We start from the raw sequence: 16486 nt of genomic DNA, 5'->3' as shown, positions 1-16486 counted from the left end.
TGACATTCCCTACTCTGGTTTTTTTAGTGCGATCGCATACCAATCTTTTTGATTCAAGATTTGGTCAACAACAAATCCTTGCTCTGTCATGGCATCGATCACAAGTTGTTTTTTCGCTTCGATGATTCCAGAAACAATTAATGTTCCGGTAGGCTTCAGCAACCGCCAAGCATCTGGGATCATCAGTAAGATGATATCAGCTAAAATATTCGCTACAATAATGTCTGCTTCGATTTCAATACCTGTTAAAAGGTCATTGGCAGCAACATTCACTGCTTCGGCAACTGGGTTTAGTGCCATATTTTCTTTTGCCGCCCGAACAGCCACCTCGTCAAGGTCATAGGCATATACTTGATTGGCCCCTAAGTGGCGGCTGGCAATACTTAAAACCCCTGATCCGGTTCCAACATCCAGGACCGTTTCCTCGCCTCGTAAATACATTTCTAACGCCTGTAACGTCAAGCGCGTCGTCGGATGGGTACCAGTTCCGAAAGCCATTCCTGGATCTAGCGTAATGATTTTCTCGGCAGGGTCCGTCGTTTCATATTGTTCCCAGCTGGGAACAATCGTCAAATAGCGAGTGATCCGTACTGGATGATAATATTTCTTCCAAGCAGTCGCCCACTCTTCCTCTACTACTTCGCTGGAGGTAATCTCATTTTTGCCAATTGCTAACCCATATTCCGGTAAACGAGCGATCGCCGCCTCAATAAATGGCAAAATTTCAGGTAAAAAGATAGTCTCGGGGAAATAAGCCGTTACCTGGGCGCCTTCATCCAGCGTTGTATAGGTTTCTTTGTCTAACACTTCACCATAGGCATCGCTTTTAAAGTTTTCAATGTCACGAACATCTTCGATTGCTACACCACTGGCCCCTTGTTCCATCAAAATGTTGGCGACCGCTTCAACTGCTTCACTTGCAGTAGCTACTTTCACTTCATTCCATTTCATCTATCTGCTCCTTAATAACTTGGATAAGGAATATACGATTCCCCATCGCTTTCTTGGTAAGTATTCATACGGTCTAACAACTGATCTTGATCGAAAACTAGTTCGAAGACCGCTTCTTCACTCTCATCGTTTAGAAAATCTAGTAAATCACTTTCTCCCTCCGTCAGAATCTCTTTGATGTAATCAACCAAAGCATCCAGCAACGCTTTTTGGATTCCTTTTTTGCCTGCGTAGGGAATGACTGCCAAAAAGTCCTCTTCTGCAAAGGAAGACTTTTGGGGATCAAACAATAAAATACCGTCTTCAAATTCGATGATCTCTTCTTCAGAGGCTACTCCTTGGGCATCATCTACCTGCAAATGATTCGGGTTCTCTGCAAATAAGCGTAAAACAAGTTCGATGGTATGGTTTCTTGCATCCCAATCAAGGGCAACATCGTACTCAGGGATTTTTTTTGTTAATTGTCTGTCCAAATAAGTCAGCATTGTTTCTTTAGCCATTATACGTTCCTTCTTTCCTATTGCCAGCCGTGATCTGGCTGGACAGCAGATTTTCTGCTGTTGGTAATATATGGATTACCTGCTACGACAAACCGCAGCGGCTTATGGGTCCACTCCCCTTTATTCGGGATACCGATTCTGGGAACAGCGAGTATTTCTTTCGGTGTTCGCCGTTTCTCGTTGACAAGATGCAGTGGACTTGTAAAAATTGAATGGCCATAATAATCAGGCGTAATTCCCAAAGCTTTCACGAGCTTTCCAGGTCCGTTCGAGAGATCAGGACCGGATTTACTGCGATTTATCTCCATTTGTGCGATTCCTTCGACGGGCTCCACGCCGCGGATCATGATCCCTTGGGGAATGCCTTCAGGCTGTGTGATAAAATTCAAAATCAAATGAGTATGCATCGTATATAAATAAATCGTTCCCGGCTTTTCATACATTGCTCGAACTCGTGGCGTGTTACGCATCCCGAAACTATGAGCAGCCAGATCTTCTGGTCCTAAATAAGCTTCACAGTCGACGATATAACCGCCTAATTTCCCACTGGGCGTCTCATGTTCCAGATACATCCCTAATAATTGCCGGGCAATCGCTGTTGTTGATTGTTGTGCAAATAATTGTTCAATTTCATTCATTTTCTTCACCTTCTTTATTTTACACAATTCTCAAGGAACTTACTATTGATTACGACCATCTTATCAATTGTTTGACCTTTCTATCGCCACTGACTAGTTTCAATAGCAAAATACCCGCTTCCTTATGGGAATATACGTTCTTATGATATACTAAAGAAAAAAGAAAGGAGCTTATTATGCAGCAACCACTTGCGTACCGCATGCGTCCCCGCAACCTTGATGAAGTCGTAGGTCAACAGCATTTAGTTGGACCCGGAAAGATCATTCGCCGGATGGTTGAGGCCAAGATGCTCTCTTCCATGATCCTGTATGGTCCACCAGGGACCGGAAAAACAAGTATCGCTAGTGCAATCGCCGGTTCGACACGTTACGCATTCCGCATGCTGAATGCTGCGACTGATACGAAAAAAGACCTTCAAATCGTCGCCGAAGAAGCCAAAATGAGCGGCACAGTCATTTTACTTTTGGATGAAGTCCATCGTCTGGATAAAACAAAGCAAGATTTCTTACTGCCTCATTTAGAAAGCGGAAAAATCATTATGATCGGGGCCACAACTGAAAATCCTTATATCACTATCAACCCAGCCATCCGTAGTCGTACACAGATTTTTGAAGTAAAACCATTGCAAGAATCAGATATTTTAGCCGCCATTGATGCGGCTTTAGCTGATAAAGAACGTGGCTTGGGAACAGAATCGATCCAGTTGACAGAAGAAGCTCGTCTCCATCTTTCACGAGCGACCAATGGGGATCTCCGCAGTGCACTCAATGGATTAGAACTCGCTGCTCGCTCCACGCCGCCAAGTTCTGATGGGAAAATCCATTTGACTTTGCCAATTATTGAAGAGTGTGTTCAGCGCAAAGCATTGACCCATGACAAAGATGGCGATGCCCATTATGATGTCATCTCTGCTTTTCAAAAATCGATCCGCGGCAGTGATGTTGATGCGGCACTCCATTATCTGGGTCGTCTGGTAGAAGCAGGAGACTTGGCAATCATCTGCCGGCGTTTGATGGTGATCGGTTATGAAGATATCGGGTTGGCCAATCCAGCGGCAGCTGCTCGAACAGTCAATGCTGTCTTAGCAGCGGAACGATTAGGCTTACCTGAGGCGAGGATCCCTTTAGCAGATACTGTGGTCGACCTTTGTCTATCCCCTAAGTCCAACTCGGCTTATATGGCACTAGACGCTGCCATCGCAGATATTCGTGCAGGCAATGCCGGGGATGTCCCTGATCATCTAAGAGACAGTCATTACAAAGGAGCTGAAGCCTTGAACCGAGGCGTCGGTTATCAATACCCGCACAACTTTGATGATGCGTGGGTCGATCAGCAATACTTACCCGATAAAATCAAGCAAGCTCACTATTATCAGCCAAAGGCTACCGGAAAATACGAGCAAGCTCTAGGTCAAAGATATCAACAATTGCAGCAACGAAAAAAACAGACCTAACCCTCAGCAGCCGCTTCATGGAAGCGAAAAAGGTTTTTGTCACCGTTTTCAATCTTCTTTATTGCTACTTTTGTTGTCCTATGCTACTATGAAGGTGGGAATTCTGTGATGTACGAGTTGTCCCATCTGTGTGTTGACCGAACATTTTTATTGATATATTGGGATCCGTCTTGTGTCAAAGCTGGTAACATGCCTTTTCATTTGGTAGTTCGATGCTTAGACCGTGGAACCCACCTGCTAGAATTTGCGGGATCAATACTACGGGAAAAAGAACGGCATCTACGGATATTACCCATTCTTTATTGAATGTGCCATCTGTTTTAGACAGGTGGCTTTTTTGTGCTTTTTGCTATTCCTTTAGCACTTCGCTATACTAAAACTATCTTATAAGAGAAGGACGGATTTCACGGATGATTTTTCTATTATTTTTGATTGCTGCTGTTTTGTTGTTTGGCGTCTGCTACTTACTGTTAACAAAACATGCCATTTTCTTTTCCCTTATTCCTGAAAATACTAAAAATCAAACTTTTTTGACCATTTATGGCTATCTTCATGGTGTTTTAGGTATTCTTGCAATCATCGTGGCTTTTTTAGACAAAAAATTGATTGCCCTCGTTTATTTAGCAGTGTTAATGATTACTTCTGCCTCATTCAGTTTGCTGTTTGCCCGTAAGATGAAAAAAATAGATAATTAGGTTTTTCTTTTTAGTCAAAAAGTTTTACAATAAAGATGAAGTTATCTGAGAGGAGTGTTTCATATGTTACAACAATATCAACGAATCATGGTTGCAGTCGATGGCTCAAGTGAGTCAGAATTAGCTTTTAAAAAAGCGGTCAATGTGGCCCAACGGAACAATTCTGAACTGGTACTAGCCCATGTAATCGATACCCGTGCCTTTCAAACTGTTTCTTCCTTTGATGGCATGTTGGCTGAGCAAGCGACTGAAATGGCTAAGCAAACATTGAAAGATTATGAAGACTATGCCCGTAAGAACCAAGTAACTGCAGTAAAGACTGTCATCGAATACGGTTCGCCAAAACCAATCATTGCGAAACAATTACCAGAAGATAATCAAATCGATTTAATCATGATCGGCGCTACTGGTCTCAATGCCGTCGAACGAATTTTTATTGGTTCAGTCTCTGAGTATGTAATCCGTCATGCCTCTTGTGACGTATTGGTCGTACGGACAGACCTTGACAATCATCTGCCAACAACCAACGAAAAAGAGGAAGCATAATCTCTGAATGAACCAACACATACTCAAATCAAAAACAAAAACACTCTGACAAAAAGGTTCTTGTCAGAGTGTTTTTTTCTATTTTTCACGATTTGTTAGTTTTAGCCATTAAAAAAACTGCGCCATCCGTCTCAGCTCAAAATGACCCAGCTGTCTTTCTTGAAGCGGACAACTTCTGGTTCCTTCTAATCAGTATGACGTTTGGCACAGTCTCTTGCAACAAGCCTGTGGAGCAAGCTTGCCAGCAAAAAATGAAAGCAAAGTAATAGGTTATTTATTATCTAATCATGTTTCTGAATACTTGTAAAGTCTTTTTTCTGAATTTTCTGATTAAATCTATTTCTTTTTCTATGCGCTATTGATGACGACTAGACTCAGTGAATCAACTGCCAAAATTTTCTTTGATAGTAGTTGTGCCATAGCACGCTACCAATTAACAGAACTAGCAAGACTGGACCATTCAAGAGCCAAAATGGAATCATCGTTGCTGCAAAACCGTAACCGACGAGTAACAGAATACTAAGGAGAAGTGCCACCATCATACCGACGATCATTCCCACACTTCCGGCACCCCGGGTAAACAATTGACTGACATTGGTCCAATCAAGCAAAAGCAAGCGATAATCACGGGCAAAATATTTTAAGCATAGCAAGTAACAACCAAGTAACGTACCTAGAAAGAAAGTCGTTGCCAATAGGATCGGCATCTTAAAGAGCAAAATCGCCAATAAGGCAATCCCGCCAGTCAAAACCATTTGAAGCATTAGGCCAAATCGGAATTTTGCTTGTAAATATTTTTTCATAGACAACGGCAATGAACGAACAAACAGAAAATTTTGCTGATCCAATGAAATCAAGGTACTGATAAAAGAGGTTGGATTGACCATCATCACAGCTAATGCGATACCTGCCAAAAAGAACACTCCACAAAAACGAGCATCCATTTGTCCTAGATCAAACGTACCGCTCAATGCAAATGTCACAATAAAAATGATCGGTGTCATCAGTGAAGTGGACAATACTTGCATAATCAAGTTGGGATCACGAACCAGCTGGGAATTATAACTGAATAACATCTGCGACAATCCTTGCCCGGATTTCTGCTTCCGTCGCACGCTTCCATGGTCGGGCACAGCCATCGCCACCTGATCATAAAACTTCGGTAAAATAAAGAACCGAATCGCTCCTAGCAGCAACAAACAAACCACTAGAACAATAGCAAAGCTCCCGATTCCTGCAACTGCAAAGGGACTGTGCATGATATAGAAAAATGGCAGTAAAAAGGCAATGGCCCCGCGATCCATGATCTGTGTATCGTAGGAACTGGTTTGATTCATCATCAAGATCCCTACCACTACTACGATCATAGAAATTCCCAACAACAAGCTGGTCATCATTTTTTTATGTTCACGAAACAATTTTGTTCGAGCTAATCCAAAAACGATCAAACTACAAATACTAAAAACAATCACGAGAAATAATAAAAAGAGCACAATCGCTAACAAAAGCGTGAGCAGAATAAAGACCTGTGAACGCATTCCTGTTAAAAGAAATAAGACAAATAACGGAAAAACAAATGGTGCCACTGTTAAAAAGACAACAAGAATCTTGGCGGTGAAAATTTCTGCTTGCCGGAAAGGCAATGGCAGATATGCAGGCAAGTCTTGACTCTCAAAGAAGACATTAAAAATGGACGAGATTCCTTGAGAAAATCCTAGAACGCCAAAAAGAGCAACATAATAAGTGAAAAAACCTGGCAAACGGCTGAAATCCAGTGCGATCATTGTTAGACCGTAAATCACTAAAAAAACGAAACCTGATAATACATATTGTTGGATCAAATAACGAGTCAATTGTGTCCCGCTTTTTCCTTTTTTACGGGCTTTATCTGTGACTTGCGGATTGGCGTACCGAAGATTGACGCTTGTCAACGTCAATAACTGTCGCTTGTTCATCTGAACTCGCCTCCATTTTCTATCAACGATGGCTCTTCCGCGCCTCTACCTGTCATTTTTAAATAGATCGCTTCCAAAGAAAGATCTGGATTTTGTGCAAGCAATTCATCGACAGAACCGTTATAAAGCAATTCGCCTTTTTTCAAAATAGCTAACTGATCACAAAGCTGTTGGGCAGTATCCAAGACATGCGTCGAGAAAATAACCGTTTTGCCTTTCGCAGCATGTGCTTTCATCATTTCTTTTAGATCAAACGCTGCCTGCGGGTCTAATCCCTGCAAAGGCTCATCTAGGATCCAAATATCCGGATCCGGCAGTAATGCTCCAATTAGAATGGTTTTTTGCCGCATACCATGGGAAAAACTGGCTAGCGTTTCTTCTGCATGCGTCGTCATATCAAATAACTGTCCCAGTTCATTTAAGCGTACCTTTTTTTGGGTTTCCGGTACTTCATAAGCAGCTGCGATCAAATCCCAATATTCTCCGGCGGTCAACTGCAAAAACATGTCCGGTGAATCCGGGACATAAGCAATCTGTTTTTTTATTTCTTCTCGGTATTGGGCTAATGCTTTGCCATCAAAAACGATTTCGCCACTCGTCGGCTGTAAAATACTAACTAGACTCTTGATGGTCGTTGATTTTCCCGCACCATTATGTCCTAAAAAACCAAAGATCTCACCTTGCTGAATCGTCAAAGAAAGGTCCTTCAATGCTTTTTTTGTTCCGTACGTTTTACTTACATGTTTCAATTCAATCATTTACTATCCCCCTTAGAAATAAGACTTAACGTAATTTTACGTGAATAAACATAAAATTTAAAATGTTTATTTACATTTTAAATGAAAAAAGTTGACAGGAATCAGCAAAACAAAGATAATTATAGCAATTTAGGGGAGTAGCACATGGGTTTTTCCATGATCATAGATCAACAGCAAGCGGGAATCCGCTGGTCTATGATGTTTCTTGCAAGACCTAAGTGGCAAAGGGCCTCTTGGGTCTTTTTTGCAGTTCAATTTGGAGGGAAAATCTATGAGTAAAATGAAAAAATTAACCGCGGGAGGCCTTTTGGTCGCCATGGGTGTGGTCTATGGAGATATCGGGACCAGCCCACTCTATGTGATGAAAGCAATCGTTGAAGACAACGGCGGGTTGAAAACACTCTCCACGGACTTTGTATTGGGAAGTGTCTCCCTCGTTTTTTGGACTCTGACTCTGCTTACCACGATTAAGTACGTCTTAATCGCTTTGAACGCGGATAATCACGGTGAGGGCGGAATTTTTTCCTTATACACACTTGTTCGTAAGCAAAGCCGCTACTTGATCATTCCGGCAATCATTGGTGGCGCTGCGTTATTGGCAGATGGTGTACTAACTCCTGCCGTCACTGTCACGACAGCCATTGAAGGGTTGCGGGGCATTCCGATGTTTTATGATCATTTTGGGAATGATCAATCCATTATTGTTTGGATTACATTAACGATCCTTTTCGTTCTTTTTAGCCTGCAACGCTTTGGGACAGAATTCGTTGGGAAAGCATTTGGACCGATCATGCTTGGTTGGTTTACTTTTTTGGGGATCGTCGGTTTGATCAACTTTTCCGGTGATCTGTCTGTCATTCGTGCGTTGGATCCTCGTTATGCCATCGGGCTGCTGTTTAGCCCTGATAACACCTCAGGTCTGTTCATTCTCGGGAATATCTTTCTGGCAACCACTGGTGCTGAAGCACTATATTCCGATTTAGGACATGTGGGCAAAAAGAATATTTATGCCAGCTGGCCTTACATCAAAATCTGTTTGATGCTTAATTACTTAGGTCAAGCTGCTTGGTTATTAAAGGTTTATCAAGATCCTGCCTATCAACAGATTGAAAACCTAAACCCTTTTTTCCAGGCTTTGCCTCAAGGTTGGACCGTTTTTGGCGTCGGCTTTTCTGCGTTGGCTGCAATCATTGCCTCCCAAGCTTTACTTTCCGGATCTTTCACGTTAGTTTCGGAAGCAATCAAGTTGCGTTTGTTGCCGCGGATGCAGATCATGTATCCTGGTTCTTCCATCGGACAAATGTATATCCCCGCGCTTAACCTGATGCTGTGGATCGCTTGTTCCGGTGTCGTTCTCTTATTCCGGACATCCACGCGAATGGAGGCCGCTTATGGTTTAGCGATTACAGTAACTATGCTGATGACCACAGTCTTGTTATATTTCTTTTTGCGTCAATTCAAAAAAGCGCGATTTATCGCTCCATTTATTACCTTATTTTTTGCAGCTATCGAAGGCATCTTCTTCATCTCGAGTGCCGCAAAATTTTTCCACGGTGGGTTCGTTGCGGTTTTGATGGCCGCTTTGATTATCGCCATCATGCTCATTTGGGAATGGGGCAACCACATTCAAGAACAAGCTGCCGAAGAAGTTGACTTGACCGAATACATTCCCCAACTACAGGAATTGCGGAATGATGAGACATTGCCATTTTCTCAGACCAATGTCGTCTTTTTAGTTCCTAAACTGCAAGGAAATACGATTGGCCGTCAGTTTATTTATTCGATCCTTGATAAACGGCCGAAACGCGCCAAAGTTTATTGGTTTGTGAATGTGGAAGTCACAGATGAACCTTATACAAAACAGTACGAAGTCTCGATGGCTGAGACAGATTTCATCGTAAAATTGAAACTCTACTTAGGTTTTCGGGTTTCTCAAGAAGTCAATGTCTACATCCGACAAATTATTCAAGAATTGATGAAGGATGGTCGCTTACCAAAACAGCCGCAAAAATACTCATTGACCCCGGGACGTCAAGTTGGCGACTTCCAGTTTGTTCTGATCGAAGAAGAGTTGTCGAATGTCACCTCATTAACCCGATGGGAGCGGCAAGTAATGTTAACCAAACTCTTTATCAAACGGCATACTATTTCTCCGGAACGTTGGTTTGGACTCACTTACAGTGACGTGGTCCATGAGACCGTTCCATTAGTGATTGGGCAACCGAAGGCAAGTAACCTTTCTGAAATTGTTCCAGTCAAGAAAAAACTAACTGACTAATTGCAAAGTAAGGTCACTTGCGGTACACTATTGGCAAATAAGCAAAAGGAGGAAACACCATGATGCGCATGACTAAAATAACATGTAACGTCAATTATCAGCGTTACCATATCGCATTTAGCCATGCAATTGGTTTTACAAAAACCGTTTTAGGGACGAGTCTGTCTAAAACAGTTGAATATTCGTAAAATCAATGGCCATCTCAAGGTGTTTATCTCGAACAACATCAGATAAAAATAACGCAGGCCATGGATTTCCATGGCTTTTTTGAGTGGTCTCAAGGAGTGAGATCATGCTAATTCAAGCAAATAAAATCAGTAAAAATTTTGGCGGTACCCCGCTATTTGAACAATTAACTTTCCAAATTGATCCCGGTGAAAAGATTGGTTTAATCGGCATCAATGGCTCTGGTAAGACAACATTATTAGATTTATTACTCGGGACCGAGAAAAATGATACTGGAACGATCAGCCGACGTAAAAGTCTTTCTATTGGTCATTTGGCACAAGAATTTTCGCCCTCTTCAGAAACGGTGCTGACGTATTTACAAACCTCTTCCCCCCGACTGCAAGAGATAAGTCGCAAGATGCGACGTTGTGAACAACAGATGAGCGATCCTGACGCTGACTTATCGAAATTATTGGACCGCTATGGACAATTACAGCTACAATTTGAAGAACTCGGTGGCTATCTGTTAGAAGACCGGATTCTTGCTAGTTTAAGAGGATTGGGAATAGCGCAGTTGCAAGAAACTTCTTTGCAGGCGTTAAGTGGTGGGGAGCGAGTCAAAGTAGAACTAGCAAGATTGCTGTTGACAGAGCATGACTTGCTTTTACTGGATGAGCCCACGAATCATCTTGATTTAGCTAGTCTTCATTGGCTGGAAAACTATCTTATCAATACGAAAAAAGCGTATATCGTCATCTCTCATGACCGCGCTTTTCTGGACAAAGTGACGACTAGGATCTGTGAGATCGAAGATGGTCAATTGATTTCTTATCCGGGAAACTATAGCCAATATCGTTCATTGAAACAAGCTCGAATCGCAGAACTGACTAAGAACTATGAGCTGCAGCAAAAAGAATGCCAGCGGCTTAAAGCGATGATTCGCCGTTATCGCCAATGGGGGAATGAAGGGGACAATGAGGACTTTTTCCGTAAAGCCAAAGAAATTGAAAAGCGTTTAGCGAAGATCACTCTCGTTAAGCCCCCGCTGCCTCCTAAAAAAAGGATACGCACAGTCAATCAAAGTGATCGAACAGGCAGAGAAGTCTTTATCGCCCGAAATATCGGTAAAGTCATGGCTGATCGGCTACTCTTTGAAGACAGTAGTTTCTCGATTTACCGTGGTGAGCGCTTAGCGATCATTGGTGAAAATGGCACCGGTAAGACGACCTTGATTCAGCTTTTGTTAGGTACTTTGGCGCTTGACGCGGGAACGATCAAATCCGGCAGTAATCTGCAGATCGGGTATCTGCCTCAAAAGCTCTCATTTTCTAATCCCGCTATGCGGGTCCTATCCTTTGCCTATCAGTTCATAGGCAATGAACAATCTGCACGACAACAACTGGCACAAATCGGTTTTTATCAGGATGATGTCTCAAAACGCATTCAGGATCTTTCTGGCGGTGAGAAGATTCGCCTTTATCTGCTGAAACTTTTTCATAAAAAAATCAACGTCCTGCTATTAGATGAGCCTACCAATCATTTGGATATCTATGCTCGTGAAGAAATTGAAGAATTGATTCAGCGCTTTGGTGGTACGTTAATTGCTGTGAGCCATGACCGCTATTTTCTAAAACAAACTTTCCAAGACATGCTGTTGATCCGCGACCAGCAGGTCATGCGGCAGCCCATCGACTGGCAGGCTCTTTAAGAAGACCACGTTCGTTTTTTTCACCATAAGGAATCGCATATCAGAAAAATCAAATAAAAATAGCCGCAGGATAAGAGAACTGGCACACCTCGTGACAGGGTGACGAGGTGTTGCTCGTACACTGGAACACTCTCAGTCCTTGCGGCTATTTCATTTGTTTAAAAGACGCGAATTAAAAGAGTGTCAACTGCTGGTCTTCAAAACGATGGATATAGGCAAAGACTTCTTCTGGTCGATAAAGGATTTGATAGGTTTGGCAGAATGCACAAAAAATAGCCATTAGCTTTTGCTGATTCGGACTGTCGCAAACATACCGATCGCCAAAAGCTTGCTGATACTTTTCCTTCATACCAGGAAAATCACGGTCTAGTTGCTGATAAAAGTATGCGCGATTTTCTTCCCGCATCGTCACCCCAAATCCAAAACAGATGATGCCTTTCACTCCCGCTTGGCGACAGTAGTCCAAAACCCACAACAGATTCTCCTCGCTGTCATTGATAAAAGGAAGAATAGGTGATAACCAAACAACAGTAGGAATCCCTGCTGCTTGAAACCTCTTAAGCGCCAAAAAACGATGATAAGTGGTAGCGACTTGTCGTTCTAATTTTTTACATAGTGCTTCATCATAAGTCGTCAGAGTCATTTGAACAACTGCTTTCGTTTGCTGGTTGATTTCTATCAGCAAATCCAAATCTTCCAACACACGCGTTGATTTGGTCAAAAGCGCGACACCAAAACCGTTCTTTTTGATTACTTCCAGTGCTTGCCTCGTTTGTCTCAAACGCTGTTCTGCATGAACGTAAGGATCTGACATAGCACCGGTAACGATCATGCAAGGCTGTCGGCGCTTCTTTAATTGCTGGTCCAAAATCGTTATTGCTGCTTCTTTGATCTCGATATCTTCAAACCGATGCGCCATCTGATAGCAGCTGCTGCGACTATCACAATAAATACAGTCATGTGTACACCCTCGATAGAGATTCATTGTATTGTTTGGTGAAAGAATCGTTTTATAGCGTCGCGTGTGCATTTAACCCCTCCTACGGAACATATGTTCCTATTTATTTTCTCATAACTTGACTAAAAGTGCAAAAAAAGACTTGATCTTTTTCAAGATCAAGTCCGTTGATTAGTGAATATTCCCAATCAGCTTACGAATCGGTTTTCTTGCCATGTAAAGAATAATCCCTACGACTACTGCAACACCACCGACAATGCCATAATAAGCCCCTTCTGTTTGCGGTGTATAGAAACGAGCAATTTGAGCATTGATCGCTTGCGAAGAAGCATCTGCTAATAGCCAAATAGCAAGAGTTTGCGCTTCGAAGGCTTTTGGTGCTAATTTGGTCGTTACAGACAATCCAACTGGTGACAGACACATTTCGCCAGCAATCATGATAAAGAAACTAAAGACTAGCCACAATGGGCTTACCCGTTGATTGACTCCGAACAGCATACTTGGGAACATCAACAAGACAAAAGACAAACCTGCTAAAATCAAACCAATTGCAAATTTCACTTCCGTTCTAGGTTGTTTATTGCCAAGTTTCGTCCACAACCAAACAAATACCGGTGTCAACAGCACGACAAACAATGGATTTAGTGTTTGATAAAGACTCGCCGGAATCGTGATCCCAAACAACGTATCTTGTGTCCGATCGGCCGCAAAAAGTGCCAATATTGATGACCCTTGTTCTTCTAGGGACCAAAAAACGATTGCAGATAAGAACAAAGGAATATACGCTAAAACTTTTTTCTTTTCATCCGGTGTCACATCACGAGAACGCAACATTTTAGTAAAGTAGTAGATCGGCAAAAATATTCCTAAGATACTGATGCAATTGATAAAGAAATCAACGGTCAGATAGCCCATCGCAGCTGCACCGCCGAAAACCACTGCTACAAGCACTAGTACGATGATAACGTTACGGAAAAAGATTTTTTTCTCTTGCGCAGATAATGGATTAGTTGGTGTCGTTGCAACATCTTTCAACGTTGTCTTCCCTTGAACATAATATTGCACCAAACCAATGAACATTCCGATAGCTGCTATTGAAAAACCTAAATGGTAATTGACGTTTTGTCCTAAAATACCCACAATGATCGGTGCTAAAAGTCCACCAATATTGATCCCCATATAAAAGATTGAAAATCCTGCATCTCGGCGCACATCTTCTTTCGAATATAAGTGGCCGACCATCCCTGACACATTGGACTTCAACAAACCTGTTCCAATAACGATCAACATCATAGAAACAAATAGTGCAGCAATACCAAGAGGCGCTGCCAGAACAATATGTCCAAACATAATAAGGATCCCGCCATAAAAAACGGATTTGTTCGATCCTAATAAGCGGTCAGAGATCCATCCGCCAACGATACTAGACATATAAACGAGTGAACCGTAGATTGACATGATCGCTACAGCCGTTGATTTAGGCAGGCCTAAGCCACCATTTGTTACAGCATCATACATAAAGTAAACTAAGATGGCCCGCATGCCATAGTAGCTGAATCGTTCCCACATCTCAGTGAAAAATAGTGTCGACAACCCTCGCGGCTGTCCTAGGAAAGTCTTTTCTTTTTCCATACTTACTGGCTCCTTATAAAAAACAAATTTAGAAATTTTTCTGAAAATTCACAAATGCCAGTTTATTCCCGTTTGGCTTCCTTTACAAGGTTATTTTGCTTAGATTATGTTTTGTAAAATGGCGATATGCTGAGTCGAAAATGAGAGTTTTTTACTAGATACTAGGAAATCACTGATCTAACAACCTAAAAAATTGTACGTTAATTAAATAACATTTTTTATCGATTAAAATTATTTTTACCGTTTTTTTATTCTAGATTCAAGAATTTGTTAATAAAAATAACCTGATTCATCACATCAATGTTTATTCATACACTTATATGCTGAATCAGACGATTTTTTATTCAATGTTCTTTGTTATTTAGCAGGACACAGCCTCTCTCAACATCTGGCAGAACATTTCCACCGACTGGGCATAAAGAGCAGCAATTGTGAGCTTTCCTCTTTTAGTCTAGGCTTGCTTACTGTCTCAGTCAAATCAAGTGCATTGGGCGCCTGTGTATCAGCGGCATTCCCTAACGAAACAATCCTTAGTTTCATAACAGAGCCCAATAAATCTCGATTTTTTTTGCTCCCTTCTCAATCGATGTCTAACATTTCATGTCAATGATTCACACCATGATCGGTACCGAAGTCCTATTTCTCTTTACTGAACACAATTCATCAAATCAGAGCCTATCTTGTTGAACTTGTTCTTAAGAGTGATAACAACGGCGAGCAGCAGCTAATCACTGTCTTCGATGATTAGCTGCAAACTTAGATTCGAACGAAGAAGTTGCAGAGCAGCCCACAATAAAGCTCAGTTTAACAGGATCCAGTCTCCTGAGTACCATTCGCCACTAAGCGGGAAGCTTTTTTCAAGGTGTTACTTTTTTTGCATCTCTGCTTAATGATACTTAATAGTTGACAGTCCATCTACTAAGTATTATTATGTAGCAGTACTGAGTAATACTAGGTATTGAGACAAATGGTTTTTGAGAGGATGAGCGATGTGAAAGGAATGACTGAATTACTAAAAGGTGTGCTAGAAGGTGTCGTGCTTCAAGTCATCCATAACAGCAAAGAGACTTATGGCTATGAAATCACGAATACACTGATCGAATTAGGGTTTCAAGATATCGTCGAAGGCACCGTCTATACGGTCTTACTCCGTTTAGAAAAAAAAGAATTGGTAACTGTTGAAAAAAGGAAATCTGACCTTGGACCGGCAAGGAAGTTTTATCGTTTGAACGCAAATGGGGAAATTTACCTCCAAGATTTCTGGAGTAAATGGACGTTTCTTGTAGATCAGCTAGATAAAATCAAGCACGAGACACTTTTCAATCAGGAATGAGGGATAACTATGAAAGCCATCACTGTGGATCATCTTACAAAAACCTATGGTGATCTTGACGTATTAAAAGGAATTACTCTTGAAATCAAAAGAGGCGAAATCTTTACTTTACTTGGAGAAAATGGTGCTGGAAAGTCAACACTGATCAATATTCTAACTACACTCGCTAGCCCTACATCCGGCAATGCAACAATTTTAGGGTTAGACCTACGAAATAACTCCGATCAAGTGCGGGATGTCATCAGCTTGAATAGTCAATCGATCACACTAGATGATGAATTTACCGGTTTTGAAAATTTGAAATTAATTGGCACGCTGTTGGACATCCCTCATCTTCGCAGGAAAATAGATACCATATCAGAACGACTTCATTTAGCAGATTTTCTCTATAAAAAAGTCGCTACCTATTCTGGAGGAATGAAGCGACGACTAGATATTGCAGTCTCTCTGCTTCCTGACAAAGAAATTTTGTTTCTTGATGAGCCAACTACTGGTGTGGATCCAAAAAACAGATTAGAGATTTGGCAACTAATCCTTCAACTTAAAGCAGAAGGAAAGACGATCTTTCTGACAACTCAATACCTTGATGAAGCAGACCGTTTAGCTGATCGAATCGCTTTTATCAACGATGGGAAGATTTCATTGATTGGCACACCACAAGAATTGAAAAAGCAAGCAAGAGATCTGCACAAAGTCATCGTTCCAAAAAAAGTGATCGATCAAGCGACTTCTCTTCTAAACGAATCTGCGATTCACTATATGGTTGAAAATGACACCATTATTCTTGCTAGAAATGATTTAAAAGAGTCGATGATGAAACTCTTGCAAAATGATATTGACATTCTAACAACTGCTCCGATTGAACTTAGTTTGGAAGAAATATTCTTGGATGCTACTGGAAAGGAGGACTAA

Annotated in this window: 15 protein-coding genes and 1 other RNA gene; 9 read left to right on the top strand and 7 right to left on the bottom strand. The window is 41.6% G+C overall.

The annotated features are described in order from the left end of the window. Positions 1 to 9 precede the first annotated feature (9 nt). Genes prmA through EGX73_RS06835 form a run of 3 tightly spaced genes read right to left on the bottom strand, consistent with a single transcriptional unit; the run spans position 10 to position 2089 of the window. Positions 10 to 951: a 50S ribosomal protein L11 methyltransferase gene (gene prmA / locus EGX73_RS06845; protein WP_123866837.1), complete on the bottom strand. Its 942-nt coding sequence runs from the start codon at positions 949 to 951 to the stop codon at positions 10 to 12. Between the two features lie 11 nt (positions 952 to 962). Beyond that, positions 963 to 1451 carry a DUF3013 family protein gene (locus EGX73_RS06840; RefSeq protein WP_003128461.1) on the bottom strand — a complete coding sequence of 163 codons (489 nt, stop codon included), beginning with the start codon at positions 1449 to 1451 and terminating at the stop codon, positions 963 to 965. Between the two features lie 17 nt (positions 1452 to 1468). Next, positions 1469 to 2089, bottom strand: a complete 621-nt coding sequence (locus tag EGX73_RS06835; protein WP_005472850.1) for a DNA-3-methyladenine glycosylase — start codon at positions 2087 to 2089, stop codon at positions 1469 to 1471. A 176-nt stretch (positions 2090 to 2265) separates the two neighbouring features. Here EGX73_RS06835 and EGX73_RS06830 point away from each other — a divergent pair, with 176 nt between their 5' ends. The 4 genes from EGX73_RS06830 to EGX73_RS06815 all read left to right on the top strand — a co-directional run bounded on the left by EGX73_RS06830 (position 2266) and on the right by EGX73_RS06815 (position 4784). Continuing rightward, positions 2266 to 3543: a replication-associated recombination protein A gene (locus EGX73_RS06830; RefSeq protein ID WP_005472852.1), complete on the top strand. Its 1278-nt coding sequence runs from the start codon at positions 2266 to 2268 to the stop codon at positions 3541 to 3543. Positions 3544 to 3640: 97 nt separating this feature from the next. Further along, positions 3641 to 3835, top strand: a non-coding RNA gene (gene ssrS / locus EGX73_RS06825) — 6S RNA. A 118-nt stretch (positions 3836 to 3953) separates the two neighbouring features. Further along, positions 3954 to 4238 (top strand): hypothetical protein, encoded by a 285-nt coding sequence (locus EGX73_RS06820; protein WP_005472853.1) that lies wholly within the window; start codon positions 3954 to 3956, stop codon positions 4236 to 4238. A gap of 63 nt (positions 4239 to 4301) precedes the next feature. After that, on the top strand, positions 4302 to 4784 hold the full coding sequence (locus tag EGX73_RS06815) for a universal stress protein (protein WP_003128457.1): 483 nt from the start codon (positions 4302 to 4304) through the stop codon (positions 4782 to 4784). Positions 4785 to 5158: 374 nt separating this feature from the next. Here the strand turns inward: EGX73_RS06815 and EGX73_RS06810 are convergent, their stop codons facing one another. Continuing rightward, the gene (locus EGX73_RS06810; protein ID WP_003128454.1) at positions 5159 to 6739 is read right to left on the bottom strand and encodes a hypothetical protein; all 1581 of its coding nucleotides are present in this window, start codon (positions 6737 to 6739) and stop codon (positions 5159 to 5161) included. Beyond that, positions 6736 to 7497 (bottom strand): ABC transporter ATP-binding protein, encoded by a 762-nt coding sequence (locus EGX73_RS06805; protein ID WP_005472856.1) that lies wholly within the window; start codon positions 7495 to 7497, stop codon positions 6736 to 6738. Before EGX73_RS06805 ends, EGX73_RS06810 begins: the two co-directional genes overlap by 4 nt. 271 nt (positions 7498 to 7768) lie before the next feature. On the opposite strand from EGX73_RS06805, the gene EGX73_RS06800 reads away from it, so the two are divergent. The 3 genes from EGX73_RS06800 (at position 7769) to abc-f (ending at position 11651) form a co-directional block, all read left to right on the top strand. Next, on the top strand, positions 7769 to 9775 hold the full coding sequence (locus EGX73_RS06800; protein WP_123866836.1) for a KUP/HAK/KT family potassium transporter: 2007 nt from the start codon (positions 7769 to 7771) through the stop codon (positions 9773 to 9775). Positions 9776 to 9834: 59 nt separating this feature from the next. Then, on the top strand, positions 9835 to 9963 hold the full coding sequence (locus EGX73_RS16395) for a hypothetical protein (protein WP_005472862.1): 129 nt from the start codon (positions 9835 to 9837) through the stop codon (positions 9961 to 9963). Positions 9964 to 10067: 104 nt separating this feature from the next. Next, a complete protein-coding gene (abc-f, locus tag EGX73_RS06795; protein ID WP_021149043.1) occupies positions 10068 to 11651 on the top strand; it encodes a ribosomal protection-like ABC-F family protein in 1584 nt (527 codons plus the stop codon). A 172-nt stretch (positions 11652 to 11823) separates the two neighbouring features. Here the strand turns inward: abc-f and EGX73_RS06790 are convergent, their stop codons facing one another. Both EGX73_RS06790 and EGX73_RS06785 read right to left on the bottom strand, forming a co-directional pair. Beyond that, complete coding sequence (locus tag EGX73_RS06790; protein ID WP_003128450.1) at positions 11824 to 12681, bottom strand: radical SAM protein; 858 nt, start codon at positions 12679 to 12681, stop codon at positions 11824 to 11826. A gap of 99 nt (positions 12682 to 12780) precedes the next feature. After that, entirely contained in the window at positions 12781 to 14241 is a 1461-nt protein-coding gene (locus EGX73_RS06785; protein ID WP_003128449.1) for a peptide MFS transporter, read from the bottom strand. A gap of 991 nt (positions 14242 to 15232) precedes the next feature. On the opposite strand from EGX73_RS06785, the gene EGX73_RS06780 reads away from it, so the two are divergent. Together EGX73_RS06780 and EGX73_RS06775 are read left to right on the top strand one after the other, a co-directional pair. After that, a complete protein-coding gene (locus EGX73_RS06780) occupies positions 15233 to 15574 on the top strand; it encodes a PadR family transcriptional regulator (protein ID WP_005472869.1) in 342 nt (113 codons plus the stop codon). A 9-nt stretch (positions 15575 to 15583) separates the two neighbouring features. Beyond that, positions 15584 to 16486 (top strand): ABC transporter ATP-binding protein, encoded by a 903-nt coding sequence (locus EGX73_RS06775; protein ID WP_123866835.1) that lies wholly within the window; start codon positions 15584 to 15586, stop codon positions 16484 to 16486.

Source organism: Enterococcus sp. FDAARGOS_553 (genome assembly GCF_003812305.1).
In the GTDB taxonomy this organism is placed as follows: Bacteria; Bacillota; Bacilli; order Lactobacillales; family Enterococcaceae; genus Enterococcus_D; species Enterococcus_D gallinarum.
This window is presented reverse-complemented; position numbering and strand designations above follow the sequence as displayed.